This is a genomic window from Pseudoalteromonas aurantia 208 (assembly GCF_014858725.1).
In the GTDB taxonomy this organism is placed as follows: Bacteria; Pseudomonadota; Gammaproteobacteria; order Enterobacterales; family Alteromonadaceae; genus Pseudoalteromonas; species Pseudoalteromonas aurantia.
The window spans coordinates 1-21,307 of the sequence record NZ_AQGV01000011.1 but is presented as its reverse complement, the minus strand read 5'-3'; the positions used below and the strand labels follow the sequence as shown (position 1 = coordinate 21,307).

Genomic DNA, 21,307 nt, shown 5'->3' with positions numbered 1-21,307 from the left:
AGTTAGGTCAGCATGGATAAAATAGAAGTCAGAGGCGCTCGCACGCACAATTTAAAAGATATTTCGCTTACCATTCCTCGCGATAAATTGATCGTGATCACCGGCCTGTCAGGTTCAGGTAAATCATCTTTAGCATTTGATACATTATATGCAGAAGGTCAGCGTCGATACGTTGAATCTTTATCTGCCTATGCACGCCAGTTTTTATCCTTGATGGAAAAACCGGATGTTGATCATATCGAAGGGCTATCACCCGCTATTTCCATTGAACAAAAATCAACATCGCATAACCCACGTTCAACGGTTGGAACCATCACCGAAATATATGACTACCTAAGACTTTTATTTGCGCGTGTCGGGGAGCCCCGATGCCCTACACACAATCAACCTCTTGCTGCACAAACCATTAGCCAAATGGTAGATACCGCGCTCGAACACCCTGAGGGCAGCAAAATGATGTTGCTCGCTCCAGTGGTTAAAAACCGCAAAGGTGAACACGTAAAATTATTAGAGCAATTGGCTAGCCAAGGTTATATTAGAGCGAGAATCGATGGCGAAGTCTGCGATTTATCTGATCCTCCCACACTTGAGTTACACAAAAAACATACTATAGAGGTGGTTGTAGATCGCTTCAAAGTCAAAGAAGGTCTGCAACAACGTTTAGCTGAGTCGTTTGAAACTGCATTAGAATTATCTGGAGGCATCGCTGTTGTTACCAGTATGGACGACACTGACTTCCAAGAACTGATTTTTTCGGCTAACTTTGCGTGCCCGAGCTGTGGTTATGCCATGATGGAACTTGAGCCTCGCTTATTTTCATTTAATAATCCAGCAGGTGCTTGCCAAAGCTGTGATGGCTTAGGTGTAAGGCAATACTTTGATCCTCAACGTGTCGTACAAAACAAAGAGCTAAGCCTCAGTGGGGGGGCGATTAAAGGCTGGGATAAACGCAGTTTCTATTATTTCCAAATGTTGCAATCCGTTGCCGAACATTATGAATTTGATTTAGAAGTTCCTTTTAACGAATTAAGTAAAGACCATCAAAAAATTGTACTTGAAGGATCTGGTCAAACTAAGATCTCTTTTAACTATAGAAATGATCGCGGTGATTTAATCACTCGAAATCATGAGTTCGAGGGGGTTCTAAATAATATGAACCGCCGCTATCGCGAAACCGAATCTAGCTCGGTCCGCGAAGAGCTTGCTAAATATCAAACCAGTCAAGCTTGCCCAAGCTGTAATGGTTCTCGCTTACGCGAAGAAGCACGAAATGTATTTATCGGCCACACCACACTCCCTGTTATTACCAACATGAGTATTGGTGAGTCCATGGATTTCTTCCAATCATTAACATTAACTGGTCAAAGAGCACAAATTGCTGAAAAAATCTTAAAAGAGATCCGCGATCGGCTCTCATTTTTGATCAATGTTGGGTTAAATTATCTTTCTCTTGATCGCAGTGCTGATACATTATCAGGCGGAGAAGCACAAAGAATACGCCTTGCCAGTCAAATTGGTGCTGGCCTTGTTGGTGTGATGTATGTGTTAGATGAGCCATCAATTGGATTACACCAGCGAGATAATGATCGTTTACTCAGTACGCTCACGCATTTACGGGATTTAGGTAATACCGTGATCGTCGTTGAACACGACGAAGATGCTATTCGCGCCGCTGACCATATCATTGATATTGGTCCAGGAGCCGGTGTGCATGGTGGTTATGTTATTGCCCAAGGTGATCGTGATGCCATCGTTAACAATCCAGACTCAATTACTGGACAATACCTCAGCGGCAAAAAGTGTATTGCCGTACCAGAGCAGCGCCACCCCACCAATGACAAGTGGTTAGCGTTGTTTGGTGCCAAAGGCAACAATTTAAAAAATGTTGATTTAGAGATCCCATTTGGCTTGATGACCTGTATTACAGGCGTCTCAGGTTCTGGTAAATCAACGCTTATTAACGACACACTATTTAAATTAGCTCATACTGAACTCAACGGCGCCACAACGGCAGAACCTGCAGCACATGAATCAATCAGTGGTTTAGAGCACTTTGATAAAGTCATTGATATTGACCAAAGTCCAATCGGCCGTACCCCTCGTTCAAATCCAGCGACTTATACCGGGATCTTTACAGCCATAAGAGAACTATTTGCAGGCACCCAAGAAGCGCGTTCTCGAGGCTACAAAGTGGGTCGTTTCAGCTTTAATGTCAAAGGGGGTCGATGTGAGGCTTGCCAAGGCGATGGGGTGATTAAAGTCGAAATGCACTTTTTACCTGACGTGTATGTTCCTTGCGATGTGTGTACAGGTAAGCGTTATAACCGCGAAACACTTGAAGTGCTTTATAAAGATAAAAATATTCATCAAGTGCTCGAAATGACGGTCGAAGATGCTCATCGCTTCTTTGAAAAAATCCCAGCTATTAACCGTAAATTGCAAACTTTAATGGATGTGGGGTTATCGTATATTCGATTAGGGCAAGCCGCAACTACCTTATCTGGTGGCGAAGCACAACGAGTTAAATTGGCCCGAGAACTCTCAAAAAGAGACACAGGTAAAACGCTCTATATATTAGACGAGCCGACCACAGGCCTACATTTTCACGATATTCAACAACTGCTCGTGGTGTTACACAGACTACGTGACCACGGCAACACTGTCGTCGTTATTGAGCATAATTTGGATGTGATTAAGACTGCTGATTGGATTGTTGACTTAGGACCTGAAGGCGGCGCTGGGGGCGGGCAAATATTGATTGCAGGCACGCCAGAACAAGTCGCCCAATGTCATGAATCTCACACCGGTAAATACTTGAAGCCTTTACTGTAAGCACCTATCATTGGCGCATAACAATAATTACAGGTACGTTATGCGCCAGCTTCCTTCATTCAACTCTTTTTCTATTGCCTCAATCATTGGTTCATATAAAGAACGTTCTTATGCATTTTGGCATAGCCTCACGTTTGCCCAACGTAGCTACCTATTGGCATGTTGCGCCAATATCGGTTTTCTGATCACAGGCGTCGATGCCGACACTGGCTTAGCACTTTTTGCCGTTTCAACACTCGTACTCGCGGCATTGATATATGAATTTTGGCCCAAATTTTTGTATGTCTGGGATAGCTTACCCGGAAAATCCCTGATTTTTCTATTCTACGCATTTATTGCTAACTTCGCTTTAGTACAAGCCGCTGGTCACGTCAATGATATTACCGGAGTCAGCTCTGATCACTTTCCTTACACACATAACTTAAGTGTCTTACTGTCACTACCAACTTGGTTTATCACCACCAGCGTTGCAGCCTTATTATTGTTACAATTATTAATGCCTATATACCTCATATTTTTACTGCTCATCAAACCTTTTGGCTTAGCCAAATTATGGCATGCACCAGAATATCGCTTTCCCATTATTACAGGGGTTGTTCGCTTTGCATTAAGCTCAATTTTGACCATTCATATGGCATTATTTTTAAGTAGCTCTGGATTAGCACACGGTGTTAACTTGGTTGTCTCTGATTTAATTAAAGCGGTATCAGATAAACCCGTCACCGTAAATATTGCAGGGACCGTCGGGCGCGTTGAGATGTCAAACATAACGAAACAAGCAACCGGTAGTGATATTACCATCACTGATAACGAGGATGATGTTGAAGCAGAGGAAATACTCTCTCAACTAGAAGATAATATCGCACGCTCTGAGCGCTTTTTTCTTTGGCGTAAACAAGTACTGGCCAATTTTATTTATGACCAAGAAGCCGATAGTAAATCACGGTGTCAATTAACCCCCTCGAGTCGTGTCATTGAACTCAATGATTATGAAATATTAGAGATAATTAAGCATACCAATGATACTGGGGTTGAGTACTCTTTCACTGTTAAACCTTGTATTTCTGCGGCGATTGGTCATGAATTTATCACACCTAAGCAATAAGCAGCGCGTCAAATTCATTCTAGCAATGACTTAAAGGTACATTGTTAATGCACTTCGTTCATTATCGCTTAGGGTTTGTGCTGATTTTTTTGAAAAATCATAGCGTACCATCACTGTTCTTCCTTCTGCGCAGCATTCATCATGCTGCCAAGCTTGCTGTAAGATAACAAATGAACTATTACCAATTTTTTCTATTTTTGTTTTTATTTCAACAGCTTGACCATAGAACAATTCTCCTTTAAAAGTCACTTCAACTTTCGCGACAATTAATTTCCAATCGAGAGGATTTAGATCAGGTGTAAATATTTTAAAAATTGGCACTCGTGCGGCTTCAAACCACACTGGGAGTACGGTATTGTTGATATGTCCTAAGACATCGGTTTCACTAAACCGAGGCATTAATACTTCTGACAACATAATAATTCCAATAACATGTAGGTACAGTCATGACAGATTTTATACGCGTTTATGAAAACGCGCTAAGCACTGAGTTTTGTGATCAATTTATCAATACATTTGAGCAAAGCCCACACTTAAAACAAGGGACCACATCGGGTGGTGTCGACCTTAGCAAAAAAATGAGTCAAGATCTGTATTTAAATTCTCACCCTGAATACGCACAAAACCTTGAACATATACAACAAGTAACAGCTCAACACGTATTCAAGTATATCGAAGAACACTTTTTCATGCTGATCGGTGCTTTTGGACTCAAGGTATACCACCCAAAAACAGGCCAACCAGTAGACCTGACCATTGATAACTTTGAAGAGGTTGGCAAACCACAAATACACCTACTAACCCAGCAAATTTTTCGCTTAGGCTCTATCCAAGCACAAAAATATGACATCAACAAAGGAGGCTATCCCTATTGGCATAGCGAAGTTTATCCTCAACTTGGGCATAACGAAGCGCTACACAGAGTCTTACTCTTTATGTTTTACTTAAATGATGTTGAAGAAGGGGGAGAGACTGAGTTTGTTTATCAGAATAAAAAGATTGCCCCTGTGAAAGGGAGTATGGTAATAGCACCAGGTTACTTTACTCATACCCACCGAGGGAATAAACCGATTTCTAACGACAAATATATTTTAACTTCTTGGGTACTGTTCAATCGAGCTGAGCAAATATATGGTCAGCCCGAATCGTGAATTTTCGTTCAAATTATTGCAGGTTACTTGCCTGCAATAAATGCCTGCCATGCCATTAATAACGCCACAAAGTCTTCAAATCCACACCCTGCAACTAATCCATGATCATCAAGTTCTAATGCATCATCTGCATATTGGCTAATATCATCGCCCTCTTGAAATAATGCATGTGCTTCAAATAATGCTTCATCGGCATTCAACGTAAAGCGAATTTCATTACCCAGTCTCACCCAAGCAGGCTGCCCTTTCGTCATCATATGACACCGAGCCACGAGTTCTGCGACTTCACTTTTATCGAGTTCTTCGTTTAACCAACGGGCTATAAGAGCTTGTTCGTCACTTATTCTAACTTTTAACCCTGCAATCGGGTCTCGGATAAATTGATACTCCAAAATTGAACCTTAATTAACGATTAAGCATGCTATTATACTGTGCAATAGCTTGTTCTGTACAACAAGAGCACGGATAATACCCTCTTTATTCGAACGATTGCCATTTATGCAGCCTTTAAGTGTTTTATTTCCTTTAGTTTTTGTCGCACTGATAGGGTTTATCTGCGCCAGATTCAACCTTTTTTCTAATGAACACTTTGTCGGACTTCGTCAATTTTTTTTCAATCTGGCGATACCCACATTACTCTTTATTAGCATGTATCAAGCTGACCTATCTCGGGTGTTATCTGCAACTGTTATGATCAGTTTTTACGGTCCAGTACTCACTGTCTACATCCTGTGTACATCCTTATTAAAAATAATAAAAAAGACACCGCTGGCTGATTCCGCCATATTCGCTCTAGGCTGCACTTACTCAAATACTGTTTTAGTTGGACTGCCAATTATCATCACCAGTTTAGGCGCACAATATGGCGCCTTAGTATTCATCATTATCACTTTTCATAGCGCCATGCTCTTCGCCCTCACATTCTTCTGTGCTACAGAGCACAAAAATAATCTAGTTAAACTACTTAAACCTTTGTTTATTAATCCAATCGTACTCAGTATTAGTTGTGGACTTTTAGCAAATCTACTCAATATAGCTCTCCCACAGCCAGTCCAATCAGCATTACTCTTGTTAGCGGAACCAGCAATTGCCGGAGCACTCTTTGTATTAGGGGCTAGTTTGGTGAACTATTCAATTAAACACGCTTGGCAACCCGCACTATTAATTAGCCTGATAAAATTAATCATCTTGCCATTGGCAGTTTATGTAACAGCGAGGTGGGGGTTTAAACTTGATACAACGCTGATAAGCGTTGTGACCTTAATGAGTGCATCACCTTTAGGTGTAAATGCCTATTTAGTTACCCGTCAATTAAATACTCAGCAGGCTGTAATGGCCAGCAGTGTCGCACTTTCTACACTGCTTAGCATTGTGACACTCAGCCTTTGGTTAACGGCGCTCGTACCCTGAATCACTAATGTATTTTGCAGCATCAATGATTGACCATAAATGCGCGATTGCACCAATAACAGGAGGAATAATTAAGAACCATAATGCATATCCACCAACCACGATAATCGCAAAAATAAGCGCGGATAAAATACGCCCTTGTACTAACTGGCCTAAGCCAGGGAAGAAAATGTTACATATTGCGGCGATTACATTACCGCCTGAGCCTTGACCTGCCATAGCAACCTCTTTTAATAAAAATAATTAACTTACATGAGCAATACAGTTTTTATGCCATATTTATATCTAATAAATATCAACAACTTAAATATACAGCCCCGAGTTCTATTAATTCCAAATTAGTGTATTACACTAACTTTTAGTGAAATAATTAGTTATGATAAAACAAAAACTACTTGGATGTTCACGCTATGCTCTATCGGATCACACGCCCTTTAACCCATTTAGTTGAGCGCTATCTACCTGACCCATATGTCTTTGTACTAATCCTAACCCTTATCGTACTGACTTTAGCAAGCACCGTCACCCCTTTTACACCCATTGATGCTATCAACGCATGGGGCCAAGGTTTTTGGACGTTACTCACTTTCTCAATGCAAATGCTATTAATACTCGTATCCGGTTATATGTTAGCCAGTACCCCCATTTGTATCGCAGTCTTAGATAAGTTAGCTCAGCAAGCGAAAACACCTGCCTTAGCTATTACTCTGATCTCACTAGTATCAATGCTGGCCAGCTGGATTAATTGGGGCTTTGGCCTCGTTATTGGGGCATTATTTGCTAAAGCTCTCGCTAAACGCATTGACGTAGATTACCGAGTACTCGTTGCCAGTGCCTACTCAGGGTTTATTGTATGGCATGGCGGGCTATCTGGCTCAGTGCCCCTCACAATTGCAACCCAGAATCATTTTGCCACGCAAACCATTGGCTTAATTAGCACCACTGACACGCTCTTTGCGCCATTTAACCTCATTTTACTCGGGGCTATGTTAATAATTTTACCTGTTGTGAATGTTTTGCTGCTCCCACCAAACTCAAAGCATGTGCTGATTGACAAAGCAAAACTTCAAGAAAATGATAAACCTCTGCCTAACACATTGCTAAACACCCCTGCGCAAAAGCTGGAGCAAAATACTTGGCTGGGTACCTCAATTGGTTTACTTGGCTGCATTTATTTAGTTTCTTATTTTTTCATCCAAAATAAGGGGTTAAACCTAAACAGCGTGATCAGTGTATTTTTATTTCTGGCTATTTTACTCCATAAAACACCCGCAAACTTACTCAATAGCTTACAAAATGCCATACAAGGCGGGGCCGGCATTATTATTCAATTTCCATTTTACGCGGGGATCATGGCCATTATGATTGATTCAGGGTTGGCACAGCAAATCTCATCTGCTTTTGTAAAAATCAGTACTGCTGAATCACTGCCTTTTTGGAGCTTTATAAGTGCGGGTCTAGTAAATATTTTTATTCCATCGGGTGGTGGACAGTGGGCAATCCAAGCCCCGGTTGTACTTCCGGCAGCCATGGAACTCGGCGCCGATTTACCGAGAGTCGCGATGGCAGTCGCATGGGGCGATGCGTGGACCAATTTGATCCAACCCTTTTGGGCCCTGCCTGTACTGGCGATTGCAGGATTAAAAGCAAAAGACATTATGGGCTTTTGTTTTATTCAGTTACTTGTGTCGGGCTGTATCATTGCCGCCATACTTACTTGGCTATAATGACCACTATCATTGCACTAACTCGATAGAATTTTCATGGGCAGACTCAAAATGGCATTTTCTGAGTCTGCGAAGTGCATCATCACAGCCACATGCCCTGCAACCACAACACTGTACATTACCGCAGAGAAAACTTGCCCATATCTATCTAAAGGGATTAAATGTGATTGCTTACGCCCTCGCCATTCAAAGACAATTTCGAGTGTGCCAATGAATAGGAAAAATACCAACAGCATCAAACCAAATGTGTAACTGACCCACAATCCAAATAAAACGCCACCAAGACACACCAATAAGCCGACCCATGAGCGCATCGAAAAACTAATGCTTTTCAGTACATGCCCACCATCTAATGGCAACATAGGTAGCAAATTAAATAAATTCAAAAGTGCACTTAAAACAGCAACACCTGCAAATATTTCCAGTTCAGTGGCATAATATAATACCACCCCTAATACAGAGGTAATTAAGCCAAATGCCGGACCCATCAACGAGATCACAACATCTTGCCAGCGTGTCGTTATCTTATCATCACTGACAGCTAACCCCCCAACAAAAGGAATTAAATAAAACCCTTTGGTTTTGATCTTAAAATACTGCATGGCCCGCACATGGCCATACTCATGTACGACCAAACACACAATCAACATAATTGCGAACTGCCAAGAAAATAACCAGGCATACCCTGCAACCGAAGCGCCAGCCAATGCAGCTTTTACAACTTTTGCACTTTTAAACAGCTTAAATACTAAAGCCGTGATCCCCATAAAACTAAACTTACTAGCCTCTGTTTGATTGGGTAATTCCATCCACTGCCAAGGTTGCCCATTAATGGCTACGGCCACTAAACCCTCAGATAGCTTCTCTATACTAAACTGAAATTGATGATCATGTACTTCACCGTGATAGATATTGTCACTGATACGTTCCAATACCATCGCTTGCTGTTCACAAAATACTTGGACTATTTCATCTGCTGAGGTGTGGACTGCAAAGTGCAGCTCTGCAAGGGTAAACTCTACTTTTGTCATATCTATTTTACGATTAGCTTTTTAGCCATTATCCCAACAAATCCAGACGCATACAAACCTACTTTTACAACTAATTTCATTTAAATTTTCCAATGCTGTACTAAACTCGTATAAGCAATGTTTTCAAAGGATATGCAGATGGCGGTCACAATAAATAAAATAATGGTAGTCGATGACTCTCAAGCTATTTTAATGGTTATGCAAGCTATTTTAACTGAATTGGGCATTGCAGATATCACTTGTTGTAACAACGCCAAACAAGCATTACAAAACGTTCAGCAGGCCCCTTTCCAATATGATGCCATATTCACTGATTTGAATATGCCAGACATGGACGGGATGGAGTTAATTCGTCAATTGGGAGAATTAAAGTTTTCTGGCGGCGTGGCTATCATTTCCGAAATGGATAACAAAGTGATCGACTTGGCTGCCAATTTAGCGAGACAATGTAACGCACATTTAATTGGCAATATCACTAAGCCTGTACAACTTAGTGAGGTCGATAGGCTCATCCACAAGCTTGAGTCATTTATCGCCCCTGCAAGTCATGTAAATAAACCACTTACAGAAAGTGAGCTACTGAATGCAATTAGCCATAATCAAATTACGCCCTTTTATCAGCCTAAAGTAAATCGCGCAAACAAACGGGTGCCCAGCATCGAAGTCTTAGCCAGAATCGTCAATGATGATCAAAGTGATATATTGCTGCCTCACCGCTTTATTGGCCCAGCAGAAGATTTAGATTTAATAAACCTCATTACATTTCAATTATTTGAAAAAGCCACAGAAGAGCTCAAAAGTATTCGAACTGAATTACGACAACAAGTCCGTTTGGCTTTTAATCTATCACCAACACAACTCAACGACCCCAGCTGTCCTGACAAACTTGCCCTAATTTTGGAATTGAATCGCTTAACGCCTCAAGACATCATTCTCGAAATAACCGAGCACTTACCCTTGGATAACAACACGCAATTAGAAACGATGAATCGACTCAGGATCCGTGGATTTGAAATTTCTTTAGATGATTTCGGTACTGGCTTTACTAACTTACACCAACTCAAATCTTTACCTTTTACAGAAATAAAAATAGACCGTTCATTGATCACCCATGTCGAATCAGATCGCTTTTCTCAAGTGATCATAGATAGCCTTGTTGATATCGCACAAAATGAGCAACTCAGCATCGTTGCTGAAGGGGTAGAAAGAATCGAAGAACTACAGTATTTAGATAGATATAAACATAATCTACTCATGCAAGGCTTTTTAATTTGTAAGCCTAAGCCTAAACAAGAGCTTATCCGTTGGATACACTCTTGGCTTAGAATGACTAATTCAAATTCTTAGTTTTTTTAGCTAACAACTCTTCATCAGCTTCAATCAGGTGTGAGTGGTTATCCACCCTATCGCGCCATTTTTTCTTTGCCGCTTGTTGCATATTAGATGATTGGTCACGTTCATCAACAATATCCATTCCCATTAATGACTCGAGCATATCTTCAAGTGTTACAATGCCCTGAATATCTCCATATTCATCAATAACAAGTGCAATATGTATGCGCTTTTCTAATAAGGTTTGAAATAATTCTGGCGCTGCTAATGTTTCTGGTACAGTGTATAAATCAATCGCCAATTTACCAATTTTATAATCATTGCCTAAACGATGATAAGCCAGCATAATATCGTTTTTATGTACAAAACCAATAATATCATCGGTATTTTTGTCATAAATTAATACCCGTGAAAATGACACAGCCCCATGTTCCGATAAATACTCATGCACCGTCATATCTTTATGTACTTTAAATAGTACCGTACGTGGTGTCATCACCTTTTCTAATTTCGCATGACGAAACCTTAAGAGACTGCGAATGGTTTGTGTTTCATCTTCATCTAAAGCACCTGCTTCAGAGCCCATTTCCGCCATAGCTTCAATTTCTTGACGAATATATTGAGCTTCGTTTTCTTTACTGCCCATTAATTTTGTCAATTGATCTGAGAGCCAAACAAACGGTTTTAAAATTCTGATAAGCCATACTAAACATAGTGAAACGATGGGAGTGAGTGTTCGCCAATAAGTTGCACCTAATGTCTTCGGAATGATTTCAGATAACACCAAAACCAATAATGTCATAACGGCTGATGCAATCCCCACAGCAGCATCGGAAAATACCACAGCAGCTTGAGCTCCCACTCCCGCCGCACCTGCGGTATGTGCTACTGTATTCAATGTTAAAATAGCCGCTAACGGCTTATCGATATTATTTTTTAACGCTTGCACTCGCAGTGCCAACGTTAAACGTGTTTTCTTCAAAATAGCAATATGGCTTGGCGTAATGCTTAAAAGCACAGCCTCCATCACAGAGCATAAAAATGAAATGGTGATGGCAATTAGCATATAACTAACTAATAGAAACAACAGGTAACTCCTTACAATTGGGCTAACGACGGTTAATCGCATGACCGCTTATTAATAACTATATCTATGATATATTGGGCCGATATTATTACCTACAATAGGCTCAACTATGATTTTCCGTACCGCGGTTACATTATTACTCTCAGCTGCCGCAACACAACTGGCTGCTGCTCCTCTCGATGAGAGTAAAATACAGTTTATCGGTCCATTAGGTACACAAAGTACCATAAAACCACATCATACACCGCATCAAAAAAGCATAATCAATAACTTGTTGCCTCAGCTGCAAAAACCTAGTCAAAAGCTGGAAGTGTTTGGTCATACACATTCATGGCAAAACCTTCAGGAAATGAGCGCTCTCACAGTGAATGGTATGCAGGCACTGCGCTTCAATTTTAGCACAACACGTTTTGTAGCAGGCACCCTCACACTTTCTGGGATCGAAAAGGCCCATGTGTTTCTCAATGGTGAACTATTAACAGGAAAAAATGAATTCCCTTTTCACGCAGTCACGGGCGACCATCAAGTTATTATTATCACTGAACAGGTTGATGACTGGAAAAAAGTGGCAATCGATTACACGCCAAAGGCGGCGCATGATGAAATCGTTTTAACACATAAAACGACCACGGCACTTTCAGCAAAGCAACTTTATGATGCCCCAACAATCAGTGCTATCTCACTTTCACCTAATGGTAAGTTTTACGTGGCGACCGAACGTCACTATCAAACAAGCCGTGAAAATGCAGCGGTTACAAATACAAGCCTTAAAAACATCGACGGTGAAGTGTTATATCGCTTTCCAGGTGTTTCGGCTTCACAAGTATCATGGTCTCCAGACTCAAATGCCATTGTGTTTACGCAAGATAAACGAGTCTCTATACTCGATATTAAAGACTTCAGTCTAAAAACCGTTGCAGAACAGTTTAAAGGTGCATCAGGTTATCAATTTTTCGATGAAGATACGCTTATTTTCTCTTGGTCGAATACACCTGATGACAAACACACTCTGGTAAAGCATTATTCAGGCCTTGAAGACCGTTGGTCATACGCCCGCTCAATTAGCCAGCCTTTCTTCCTCGATATAAAATCTAGACTGGTAAGTTCCATCTCTGAAAGTAAAATCAGCACCCGCATAGCTGACTTCGATAGTGAGCGTAATACAGTACTGGTAACTCGTAACCCAGTTGATTACGCAGCGCCTCCACATATGTTAACCCAATTAGTGGAAATTGACTTATCGAACCATACAGAAAAAATGCTTGGCCAATATAGAACATTTAACCAAGCTAAATACACGAACAAAGGTATTTACGTTATAGCGGGCCCCGACTTTAGCCAAGGCCTTGGCAGAAACCTGCCAAAAGATATGCTAGCCAATAATTACGATGGTCAGCTTTATCTACTAAATAATGACGGTGTAAAACCGCAAGCTCTAAGCAAAAAATTCGCCCCTGCGATTGGGGGTCTACGCGTGCTTAATAATGGCGATGCAGTGCTGAATGTTACTGACAAAGATACAAAACAGTTATATCTCTATGATGAAAGTAAGCGTCGCTTCAAAAAGCTCAATACTGGTTTTGATGTTGTACAAAGTTATAGTGTGTCTAAAACAAATAAAGACCAAATTCTTGTCACTGGAAGCCAAGCCTCATCACCACAAGCATTGAATTTAGTTACTGTAAAACGCAACAAAACAAAAACACTATGGGACTCTAAATCTGTCGCTTATAATAATAGCGAAATTGCATCTTTGGAGGAGTTTAACTTCACCAATGAGTCTGGCACGCAGATCAGTGGCCGAGTTTACTTACCACACAACCTAGATACTTCTAAGAAACATCCAGCGTTAATTTACTACTATGGCGGTACATCACCGGTTTCTCGGGGCTTTACAGGTCGCTATCCATTTAACCTATGGGCAGCACAAGGCTATGTGGTTTACGTGGTACAACCAACAGGCGCTACTGGTTTTGGCCAAGAGTTTTCAGCCAAGCATGTCAATGCATGGGGCGAGCATACAGCAGACGATATTATTCAAGGTACCAACGAGTTTTTAAAAGCTTACCCATTTGTCGATAAGAATCGCTTAGGTAATTTGGGGGCATCTTATGGTGGCTTTATGACTATGTTGCTCGCGACCAAAACAGACTTGTTCAGTGCGTCCATTGCACATGCAGGTATTTCTAATATTACCTCATATTGGGGCCAAGGTTGGTGGGGCTACTTATATTCTGGCGAAGCATCTAAAAACAGCTTTCCATGGAATAATCCCTCACTTTACTCGCAACAAAGTCCAGTTTTTCATGCTGATAAAGTTACAACCCCTTTATTATTAATTCATGGCGATGCTGATACCAATGTACCACCAGGTGAAAGTCACAATATGTACACTGCACTTAAATTATTAGGTAAAGATGTAGAGCTTATTGAATATAAAGGCGCGGACCACCAAATCATTGTACGCGACCGTCGCTTTCACTGGTGGGACACTATGCTCGCTTACTTTGATATGCACTTAAAAGATCAACCGCAGTGGTGGCAATATATTTACAGTAAATAAGGTGTGCATAAAAAACAGATAGGCTTTTTCGCCACGCTTTGACATAGATAGGGGTATGTACACAACGTGCCCCTTTCATTTATACATATTTTATCAACAATAAATACCATTCATTGCTGGTTCATTTTAAGTTTTCACGCTTTTTTATCATAAAATAATCGCCTTACACTTCTCAGCTGACTTTTGACAATGCTAATATAGAGGTAATTATTGATTAGATAGCGACACTATGAGCATTCACGTATTATTAGTAGAAGACGATGAACTTTTAGCCAAGCGAATTTTAAACCACTTTGCTAACACCGAGTTTTCGATCGACGTCGATAATACCGGTGCAACCGCACTTGATCGTGTTCAAAGTAGTCAACAAGATAACAATAAAATAACTTTGGCTATTGTTGATATCGTTTTACCAGCAACTGATGGTCTTGAGTTGGCTAAAGAGCTCAATACTTTAACCGATATTGGTGTCATTATGCTGTCTAGCAGAGACTCTCAAGCTGACAGAATAGCAGGGTTAGCGCAAGGGGCTGATGACTATATTTGTAAACCTGTAGACTTACTTGAACTTGAGTTGAGAATGCGTGCCTTGTGTAAACGTCTAACCATTGTTGGCGACCAAGATGAATCAGAAGAGTTTATTGAATATGCTGACTTTAAACTGCATCCAGATAATCGCACACTGATTAATGGCCAAAATGAAGAGTCACGATTAACTGAAGCGGAACATAAAGTACTCATTTGTTTAATAGCTAACGCAGGTAAAGCGACATCAAGAGAGAAAATATCCGAAGATATAGGGCAACCTGATTGGAGCCCTAGTGACCGAACGGTTGATGTACTGATCGGTCGACTAAGAAAGAAACTTGGAGATGAAAAAGAGCAAAAGCGCATAGTCACAGTACGTGGCAAAGGTTATATGCTTTCTACCTAGTTTTTGTGTAGCCCTAATACCGAGTTAATTGTGTTAATAAGCGCTCTAATGCTCGGTAACTTAGCGATTCTTTAAGATCTGCCAGAGCAATATTTTCCCGACCAGCCATGTCTGCAATTGTCCTAGCGACCTTCAACACCCTATGGTAGGAGCGCGGTGATAAGCATAACTTATCAGTCGCCGTACCTAAGAACTGAGATTCATATTCACCCAATTGACAATGTTGCATCAATTCTTTCGTTCCTAACAACGCATTACACACCCCCTGCCGATTAAATGCTATCGTATGTGCCGCATTTACTCGGGCTCTAATGCAGTCACTCGACTCAGCGACCTCTGCACTTTGCAGCTCACCTGTTGTCAACCTCGGAAGTTCAATTTGTAAATCAATACGGTCTAAAAAGGGGCCGGAGATCTTTGCTAAGTATCTAAGCACTTGGTCCACCGTCGCTCGCTTGTCTGTATAAGAGCCTGTTGGGCTCGGGTTTAATGCAGCGATTAGTTGAAATCTGGCAGGAAAGTCTACTTGCCTAGCTGCTCTTGATATCGTGACTTTGCCAGTTTCCATTGGCTCTCTCAGTGAATCTAGTACCTTACGCTCAAACTCTGGTAACTCATCAAGAAACAATACACCATTATGCGCGAGCGAAATCTCACCTGGCTTAGGATTAGACGACCCCCCCACTAAAGCGACAGCCGAGCAAGTATGATGAGGGCTTCTAAATGGCCGGTTTCGCCAATTCTCTATATCAATGGTTTTTCCAATTAATGAATATATTGCGGCGGTCTCAAGTGCTTCATTGTTTAGTAGTGTGGGCATAATCGACGGCATACGCTGTGCAAGCATCGACTTACCAGTGCCTGGCGGCCCTAAAAATAGCGTATTGTGGCCCCCTGCAGCAGCAATTTCTAATACACGCTTTGCTGCACTTTGACCTTTGACTTCACTCATGTCTAAATGTGAACTAGCTGAATGTGTTTTTACCGCAGGGTACTGCATGTTTAATGGCAGAGCGTCTTGACCTTGTAAATCTAACCATAGTGATTGTAGAGAGCTTACCGCCTTTCGATTACAATGTTGAGCTAGACTGGCTACCTGATCGTTGTCTTGTGGAATGTAGCAACACCTCTGCGCTTTTTCTGCCGCAAGTACTGCTGGTAAAATGGCATGGACCGAATGCACCTCACCACTTAATGTCAGCTCGCCATAAAATTCGTAGTGGTGTGACTGAAATGCCTGTAACTGGTTGGAAGCCACTAAAATACCCACTGCAATCGCCAGATCATAGCGTCCGCCCTCTTTCGGTAAATCAGCGGGGGCCAAGTTAACGGTGATCCGTTGCTCAGGGAACAAAAACTTTGAATTGGTTAACGCAGAGCGCACCCGCTCTCGGGCTTCTTTTACCGAGGTCTCAGGTAACCCGACAATATGAAATGCTGGTAGCCCATTGCTTAAATGTACTTCAACGGTGACTTCCGGTGCAGAGATCCCAACTTGGGCACGTGTATAAACTTTAGCAAGTGACATATCCTTGTCCCTTTAATTACTTAGCTATTCTGGGTATTTAAATATATGGATCACCCATTTATGATGCATTGCCAACAAGCGTAGTCCAAGGGTTGCAGACATAGCACAGACCATAATGACTTCAACAGGTAACGCCCAGTGTGATAATTGAGTATATACTATCCCACCGAATATACACGTGATGGCATATAGCTCACCCTTTAATAAAAGGGGCATATCCCCCGCTAGCACATCTCGAATAACCCCACCAAAGCACCCGGTCATCACCCCCATTATGATGGCTGTTGTATCAGGCATTCCAATAGATAGCGCTTTTTGCACCCCCATTACGGCAAAAAATGCCAGTCCAAACGCATCCGCTATTTGTAACATCTGCTGTGGAATTTGCTTATGTCGATTTAAAAAATAAACACTGATCATGATGGCGACACCAATCGCAACAAAGTAACTTGCATCATGTAACCAGAATACCGGAATATCTAAAATAATATCCCGAAGGGTTCCGCCCCCGATTGCTGTAACAGTAGCTAGCACCACCACCCCAAATCCATCCATGTGTTTACTATGCGCAATTAAAGTACCTGAAATAGCAAATACCATTACACCAAGCAAATCAAACCAATGAAATAACTCAGTCATATAAAATTACTTCCTAAAAATAGCTTATAAAAGACCAATTATCTCTAACACTGGCAGCTCGTTATTATAAAAACAACATATCAAAAATAAAAACCAGTCATTACCTACACTACATTACTAAAAACCAAAATCATTCTTATAAACTAAATAAAAGTCGCTCAGACAACCGCCATGACATAACTTTGCTTTAATCGCTATAACGGAATTATTGAAAGTTGTAGTAAAGCTTGGAACACATTAATAAAAGATATTGATAGAACCAAAATCCTAAGTGCTAGAAACTGAGCAATAGTGTAGTTTTTAATTAATCTAATTGGTATTAGACAGGTTGGCACAATTATTCAAGGTTATTCTGGATCCTGACCTACGTCAGGAAGACCATAAAGTCGGATTTCCGTGGAACTCGTCTCCCTGAATTCATTTCAGGGTCTGTGGCTTTTACAGCATGCTATTCATAGTGACCTAAAACCCCCTTTCTAACTTCTGCTCTCCAAGTCACTTTTCCTAAACCCCAAACGCAAAAAACCCGTCGCATCTCTGCAACGGGTTTCTCTAATTTAATGCCTGGCAATGTTCTACTTTCACATGGCAACTGCCACACTATCATCGACGCTGTTTCGTTTCACTTCTGAGTTCGGCATGGGGTCAGGTGGGTCCAAAACGCTATTGTCACCAAGCAAATCTGGTGTGCTAACTCGCTGTCGCAAGCTAACTAAAATCTGGAATGCTAATAAATTCTGTAAAACGCTACTTTAGTAACACTAACTTCTGTCGCTTAAACCACTTTGGCGTTGTATGGTTAAGCCTCACGGGTAATTAGTACTGGTTAGCTTAACATGTCACCATGCTTCCACACCCAGCCTATCAACGTTGTAGTCTCCAACGGCCCTTCAGAGAGCTTATAGCTCTAGTGAGAACTCATCTCGAGGCCTGCTTCGCGCTTAGATGCTTTCAGCGCTTATCAGTTCCGAACGTAGCTACCGGGCAATGCCATTGGCATGACAACCCGAACACCAGCGGTTCGTTCACTCCGGTCCTCTCGTACTAGGAGCAACCCCTCTCAATTCTCAAACGCCCACGGCAGATAGGGACCGAACTGTCTCACGACGTTCTAAACCCAGCTCGCGTACCACTTTAAATGGCGAACAGCCATACCCTTGGGACCGACTTCAGCCCCAGGATGTGATGAGCCGACATCGAGGTGCCAAACACCGCCGTCGATATGAACTCTTGGGCGGTATCAGCCTGTTATCCCCGGAGTACCTTTTATCCGTTGAGCGATGGCCCTTCCATTCAGAACCACCGGATCACTATGACCTACTTTCGTACCTGCTCGACGTGTCTGTCTCGCAGTTAAGCTGGCTTCTACCATTACACTAACCGTACGATGTCCGACCGTACTTAGCCAACCTTCGTGCTCCTCCGTTACTCTTTGGGAGGAGACCGCCCCAGTCAAACTACCCACCAGGCACTGTCCGCAATCCCGATTAGGGACCTACGTTAGAACATCAAAACTACAAGGGTGGTATTTCAAGGTTGACTCCACACAATCTAGCGACTGTGCTTCTAAGTCTCCCACCTATCCTACACATGTAGGTTCAATGTTCAGTGCCAAGCTGTAGTAAAGGTTCACGGGGTCTTTCCGTCTAGCCGCGGGTACACAGCATCTTCACTGCGATTTCAATTTCACTGAGTCTCGGGTGGAGACAGCGTGGCCATGGTTACACCATTCGTGCAGGTCGGAACTTACCCGACAAGGAATTTCGCTACCTTAGGACCGTTATAGTTACGGCCGCCGTTTACCGGGGCTTCGATCAAGAGCTTCGACCTAAGTCTAACCCCATCAATTAACCTTCCGGCACCGGGCAGGTGTCACACCGTATACGTCATCTTACGATTTTGCACAGTGCTGTGTTTTTAATAAACAGTCCCAGCCACCTGGTCACTGCGGCTCTCAATCGCTTAAGGAGTAAATCCCATCACAATCAAGAGCGTACCTTCTCCCGAAGTTACGGTACAATTTTGCCTAGTTCCTTCACCCGAGTTCTCTCAAGCGCCTTAGTATTCTCTACCTGACCACCTGTGTCGGTTTGGGGTACGATTCGAAATAATCTGAAGCTTAGAGGCTTTTCCTGGAAGTAGGGCATCAGCAACTTCACTACCGTGGTAGCTCGTCTCGTGTCTCAGCCTAACAACGACCCGGATTTACCTAAGTCATTAGCCTACTCACTTTCACATGGACAACCAACGCCATGCTTGCTTAGCCTGCTCCGTCCCCCCATCGCAATTATTCCAAGTACAGAAATATTAATCTGTTTCCCATCGACTACGCTCTTCAGCCTCGCCTTAGGGGTCGACTTACCCTACCCTGATTAACATGGGATAGGAACCCTTGGTCTTCCGGCGTGCGGGTTTTTCACCCGCATTATCGTTACTCATGTCAGCATTCGCACTTCTGATACGTCCAGCATACCTCCCGGTACACCTTCAACCGCTTACAGAACGCTCCCCTACCACTTGTCCTAAGACAAATCCGCAGCTTCGGTGATATGTTTAGCCCCGTTACATCTTCCGCGCAGGCCGACTCGACTAGTGAGCTATTACGCTTTCTTTAAAGGGTGGCTGCTTCTAAGCCAACCTCCTAGCTGTTTTAGCCTTCCCACATCGTTTCCCACTTAACATATACTTTGGGACCTTAGCTGGCGGTCTGGGTTGTTTCCCTCTTCACGATGGACGTTAGCACCCACCGTGTGTCTCCCGGATAGTACTTTACGGTATTCGGAGTTTGCAAAGGGTTGGTAAGTCGGGATGACCCCCTAGCCTTAACAGTGCTCTACCCCCGTAAGTATTCGTCCGAGGCTCTACCTAAATAGATTTCGGGGAGAACCAGCTATCTCCCGGTTTGATTAGCCTTTCACTCCTAGCCACAGGTCATCCCCTAACTTTTCAACGTTAGTGGGTTCGGTCCTCCAGTTGATGTTACTCAACCTTCAACCTGCCCATGGCTAGATCACCGGGTTTCGGGTCTATACCCTGCAACTAAGCGCCCAGTTAAGACTCGCTTTCGCTACGGCTACCCTAATCGGTTAACCTCGCTACAGAATATAAGTCGCTGACCCATTATACAAAAGGTACGCAGTCACCTAACAAGTAGGCTCCTACTGCTTGTACGTATACGGTTTCAGGTTCTATTTCACTCCCCTCACAGGGGTTCTTTTCGCCTTTCCCTCACGGTACTGGTTCACTATCGGTCAGTTGGGAGTATTTAGCCTTAGATGATGGTCCACCTATATTCAGTCAAAGTTTCACGTGCTCCGACCTACTCGATTTCACTGCTTATAAATTTTTGTGTACGGGACTATCACCCTGTATCGTGGCACTTTCCAGAGCCTTCCACTAATTACAAAACAGCTTAAGGGCTGTTCCGATTTCGCTCGCCGCTACTTTCGGAATCTCGGTTGATTTCTTTTCCTACGGGTACTTAGATGTTTCAGTTCTCCGCGTTCGCCTCATATGGCTATGTATTCACCATATGATACCTGCAAGCAGGTGGGTTTCCCCATTCGGAAATCCTAGTCTCAAGCGCCTCTTACTGGCTCAACTAGGCTTATCGCAAGTTAGTACGTCCTTCATCGCCTCCAACTGCCAAGGCATCCACCGTATACGCTTAGTCACTTAACCATACAACCCAAAATAGTTTTAAGTTGTACTGTCAAAGACAGTTTAAACTTCGCCAGAAGTTAATATTGAATACTAAAGTAGATGCTAATTAATCATTGATTAATTGGCATTGTTTTACTTTTGAAAACTCTTTATAGATATAAATATCTATAAGAATTTATTTATCAGCTTTTCCAAATTTTTAAAGAGCAATATTAATTAGTTAATCCCTTAGGATAAAACTAACTAACAATCATCTGTGTGGACACTACGAACAAATAAGTTCTAAATCGTATAAGGAGGTGATC

General features: G+C 42.2%; 15 protein-coding genes and 2 rRNA genes. 8 read left to right on the top strand and 9 right to left on the bottom strand.

Annotated elements, in window-relative coordinates:
• Positions 1 to 12: 12 nt before the first annotated feature.
• The gene (gene uvrA, locus PAUR_RS02690) at positions 13 to 2,832 is read left to right on the top strand and encodes an excinuclease ABC subunit UvrA (RefSeq protein ID WP_192506285.1); all 2,820 of its coding nucleotides are present in this window, start codon (positions 13 to 15) and stop codon (positions 2,830 to 2,832) included.
• A gap of 40 nt (positions 2,833 to 2,872) precedes the next feature.
• Positions 2,873 to 3,937: a hypothetical protein gene (locus PAUR_RS02685; RefSeq protein ID WP_192506284.1), complete on the top strand. Its 1,065-nt coding sequence runs from the start codon at positions 2,873 to 2,875 to the stop codon at positions 3,935 to 3,937.
• Between the two features lie 30 nt (positions 3,938 to 3,967).
• On the opposite strand, the gene PAUR_RS02680 is transcribed toward PAUR_RS02685, so the two are convergent.
• Positions 3,968 to 4,354 (bottom strand): acyl-CoA thioesterase, encoded by a 387-nt coding sequence (locus PAUR_RS02680; RefSeq protein WP_192506283.1) that lies wholly within the window; start codon positions 4,352 to 4,354, stop codon positions 3,968 to 3,970.
• A gap of 29 nt (positions 4,355 to 4,383) precedes the next feature.
• On the opposite strand from PAUR_RS02680, the gene PAUR_RS02675 reads away from it, so the two are divergent.
• On the top strand, positions 4,384 to 5,088 hold the full coding sequence (locus PAUR_RS02675) for a 2OG-Fe(II) oxygenase (RefSeq protein ID WP_192506282.1): 705 nt from the start codon (positions 4,384 to 4,386) through the stop codon (positions 5,086 to 5,088).
• A gap of 23 nt (positions 5,089 to 5,111) precedes the next feature.
• On the opposite strand, the gene PAUR_RS02670 is transcribed toward PAUR_RS02675, so the two are convergent.
• Positions 5,112 to 5,480, bottom strand: a complete 369-nt coding sequence (locus PAUR_RS02670) for a YacL family protein (RefSeq protein ID WP_192506281.1) — start codon at positions 5,478 to 5,480, stop codon at positions 5,112 to 5,114.
• Between the two features lie 106 nt (positions 5,481 to 5,586).
• On the opposite strand from PAUR_RS02670, the gene PAUR_RS02665 reads away from it, so the two are divergent.
• A complete protein-coding gene (locus PAUR_RS02665) occupies positions 5,587 to 6,498 on the top strand; it encodes an AEC family transporter (protein ID WP_192506280.1) in 912 nt (303 codons plus the stop codon).
• On the opposite strand, the gene PAUR_RS02660 is transcribed toward PAUR_RS02665, so the two are convergent.
• Complete coding sequence (locus PAUR_RS02660; protein WP_192506279.1) at positions 6,478 to 6,717, bottom strand: hypothetical protein; 240 nt, start codon at positions 6,715 to 6,717, stop codon at positions 6,478 to 6,480. The genes PAUR_RS02665 and PAUR_RS02660 overlap by 21 nt on opposite strands.
• Positions 6,718 to 6,908: 191 nt before the next feature.
• On the opposite strand from PAUR_RS02660, the gene PAUR_RS02655 reads away from it, so the two are divergent.
• Positions 6,909 to 8,225, top strand: coding sequence for a short-chain fatty acid transporter (locus tag PAUR_RS02655; RefSeq protein ID WP_192506278.1), 1,317 nt, complete (start codon positions 6,909 to 6,911; stop codon positions 8,223 to 8,225).
• A gap of 17 nt (positions 8,226 to 8,242) precedes the next feature.
• Here PAUR_RS02655 and PAUR_RS02650 read toward each other — a convergent pair whose 3' ends face one another.
• Positions 8,243 to 9,256: a site-2 protease family protein gene (locus PAUR_RS02650; protein ID WP_192506277.1), complete on the bottom strand. Its 1,014-nt coding sequence runs from the start codon at positions 9,254 to 9,256 to the stop codon at positions 8,243 to 8,245.
• 138 nt (positions 9,257 to 9,394) lie between these two features.
• On the opposite strand from PAUR_RS02650, the gene PAUR_RS02645 reads away from it, so the two are divergent.
• A complete protein-coding gene (locus PAUR_RS02645; protein ID WP_192506276.1) occupies positions 9,395 to 10,603 on the top strand; it encodes an EAL domain-containing response regulator in 1,209 nt (402 codons plus the stop codon).
• Here PAUR_RS02645 and PAUR_RS02640 read toward each other — a convergent pair.
• Positions 10,587 to 11,675, bottom strand: coding sequence for a CNNM domain-containing protein (locus PAUR_RS02640; protein WP_192506275.1), 1,089 nt, complete (start codon positions 11,673 to 11,675; stop codon positions 10,587 to 10,589). The genes PAUR_RS02645 and PAUR_RS02640 overlap by 17 nt on opposite strands.
• 109 nt (positions 11,676 to 11,784) lie before the next feature.
• Here PAUR_RS02640 and PAUR_RS02635 point away from each other — a divergent pair, with 109 nt between their 5' ends.
• Positions 11,785 to 14,238, top strand: a complete 2,454-nt coding sequence (locus PAUR_RS02635; RefSeq protein WP_192506274.1) for an alpha/beta hydrolase family protein — start codon at positions 11,785 to 11,787, stop codon at positions 14,236 to 14,238.
• Positions 14,239 to 14,467: 229 nt separating this feature from the next.
• Positions 14,468 to 15,172, top strand: coding sequence for a response regulator transcription factor (locus tag PAUR_RS02630; protein WP_192506273.1), 705 nt, complete (start codon positions 14,468 to 14,470; stop codon positions 15,170 to 15,172).
• Between the two features lie 13 nt (positions 15,173 to 15,185).
• Here the strand turns inward: PAUR_RS02630 and PAUR_RS02625 are convergent, their stop codons facing one another.
• The 4 genes from PAUR_RS02625 to PAUR_RS02610 form a co-directional block, all read right to left on the bottom strand.
• Positions 15,186 to 16,700 carry a YifB family Mg chelatase-like AAA ATPase gene (locus PAUR_RS02625; protein WP_192506272.1) on the bottom strand — a complete coding sequence of 505 codons (1,515 nt, stop codon included), beginning with the start codon at positions 16,698 to 16,700 and terminating at the stop codon, positions 15,186 to 15,188.
• Positions 16,701 to 16,724: 24 nt separating this feature from the next.
• Positions 16,725 to 17,339, bottom strand: coding sequence for a trimeric intracellular cation channel family protein (locus tag PAUR_RS02620; RefSeq protein WP_192506271.1), 615 nt, complete (start codon positions 17,337 to 17,339; stop codon positions 16,725 to 16,727).
• A 562-nt stretch (positions 17,340 to 17,901) separates the two neighbouring features.
• Positions 17,902 to 18,016 (bottom strand): 5S ribosomal RNA (gene rrf / locus PAUR_RS02615).
• A gap of 118 nt (positions 18,017 to 18,134) precedes the next feature.
• Positions 18,135 to 21,020, bottom strand: a 23S ribosomal RNA gene (locus PAUR_RS02610).
• Positions 21,021 to 21,307 lie beyond the last annotated feature (287 nt).

Coding starts and splice junctions, on each gene's coding strand:
- uvrA (WP_192506285.1), top strand. CDS start 13: ATGGATAAAATAGAAGTCAGAGGCGCTCGCACGCACAATTTAAAAGAT.
- PAUR_RS02685 (WP_192506284.1), top strand. CDS start 2,873: ATGCGCCAGCTTCCTTCATTCAACTCTTTTTCTATTGCCTCAATCATT.
- PAUR_RS02680 (WP_192506283.1), bottom strand. CDS start 4,354: ATGTTGTCAGAAGTATTAATGCCTCGGTTTAGTGAAACCGATGTCTTA.
- PAUR_RS02675 (WP_192506282.1), top strand. CDS start 4,384: ATGACAGATTTTATACGCGTTTATGAAAACGCGCTAAGCACTGAGTTT.
- PAUR_RS02665 (WP_192506280.1), top strand. CDS start 5,587: ATGCAGCCTTTAAGTGTTTTATTTCCTTTAGTTTTTGTCGCACTGATA.
- PAUR_RS02660 (WP_192506279.1), bottom strand. CDS start 6,717: ATGGCAGGTCAAGGCTCAGGCGGTAATGTAATCGCCGCAATATGTAAC.
- PAUR_RS02655 (WP_192506278.1), top strand. CDS start 6,909: ATGCTCTATCGGATCACACGCCCTTTAACCCATTTAGTTGAGCGCTAT.
- PAUR_RS02650 (WP_192506277.1), bottom strand. CDS start 9,256: ATGACAAAAGTAGAGTTTACCCTTGCAGAGCTGCACTTTGCAGTCCAC.
- PAUR_RS02645 (WP_192506276.1), top strand. CDS start 9,395: ATGGCGGTCACAATAAATAAAATAATGGTAGTCGATGACTCTCAAGCT.
- PAUR_RS02635 (WP_192506274.1), top strand. CDS start 11,785: ATGATTTTCCGTACCGCGGTTACATTATTACTCTCAGCTGCCGCAACA.
- PAUR_RS02630 (WP_192506273.1), top strand. CDS start 14,468: ATGAGCATTCACGTATTATTAGTAGAAGACGATGAACTTTTAGCCAAG.
- PAUR_RS02625 (WP_192506272.1), bottom strand. CDS start 16,700: ATGTCACTTGCTAAAGTTTATACACGTGCCCAAGTTGGGATCTCTGCA.
- PAUR_RS02620 (WP_192506271.1), bottom strand. CDS start 17,339: ATGACTGAGTTATTTCATTGGTTTGATTTGCTTGGTGTAATGGTATTT.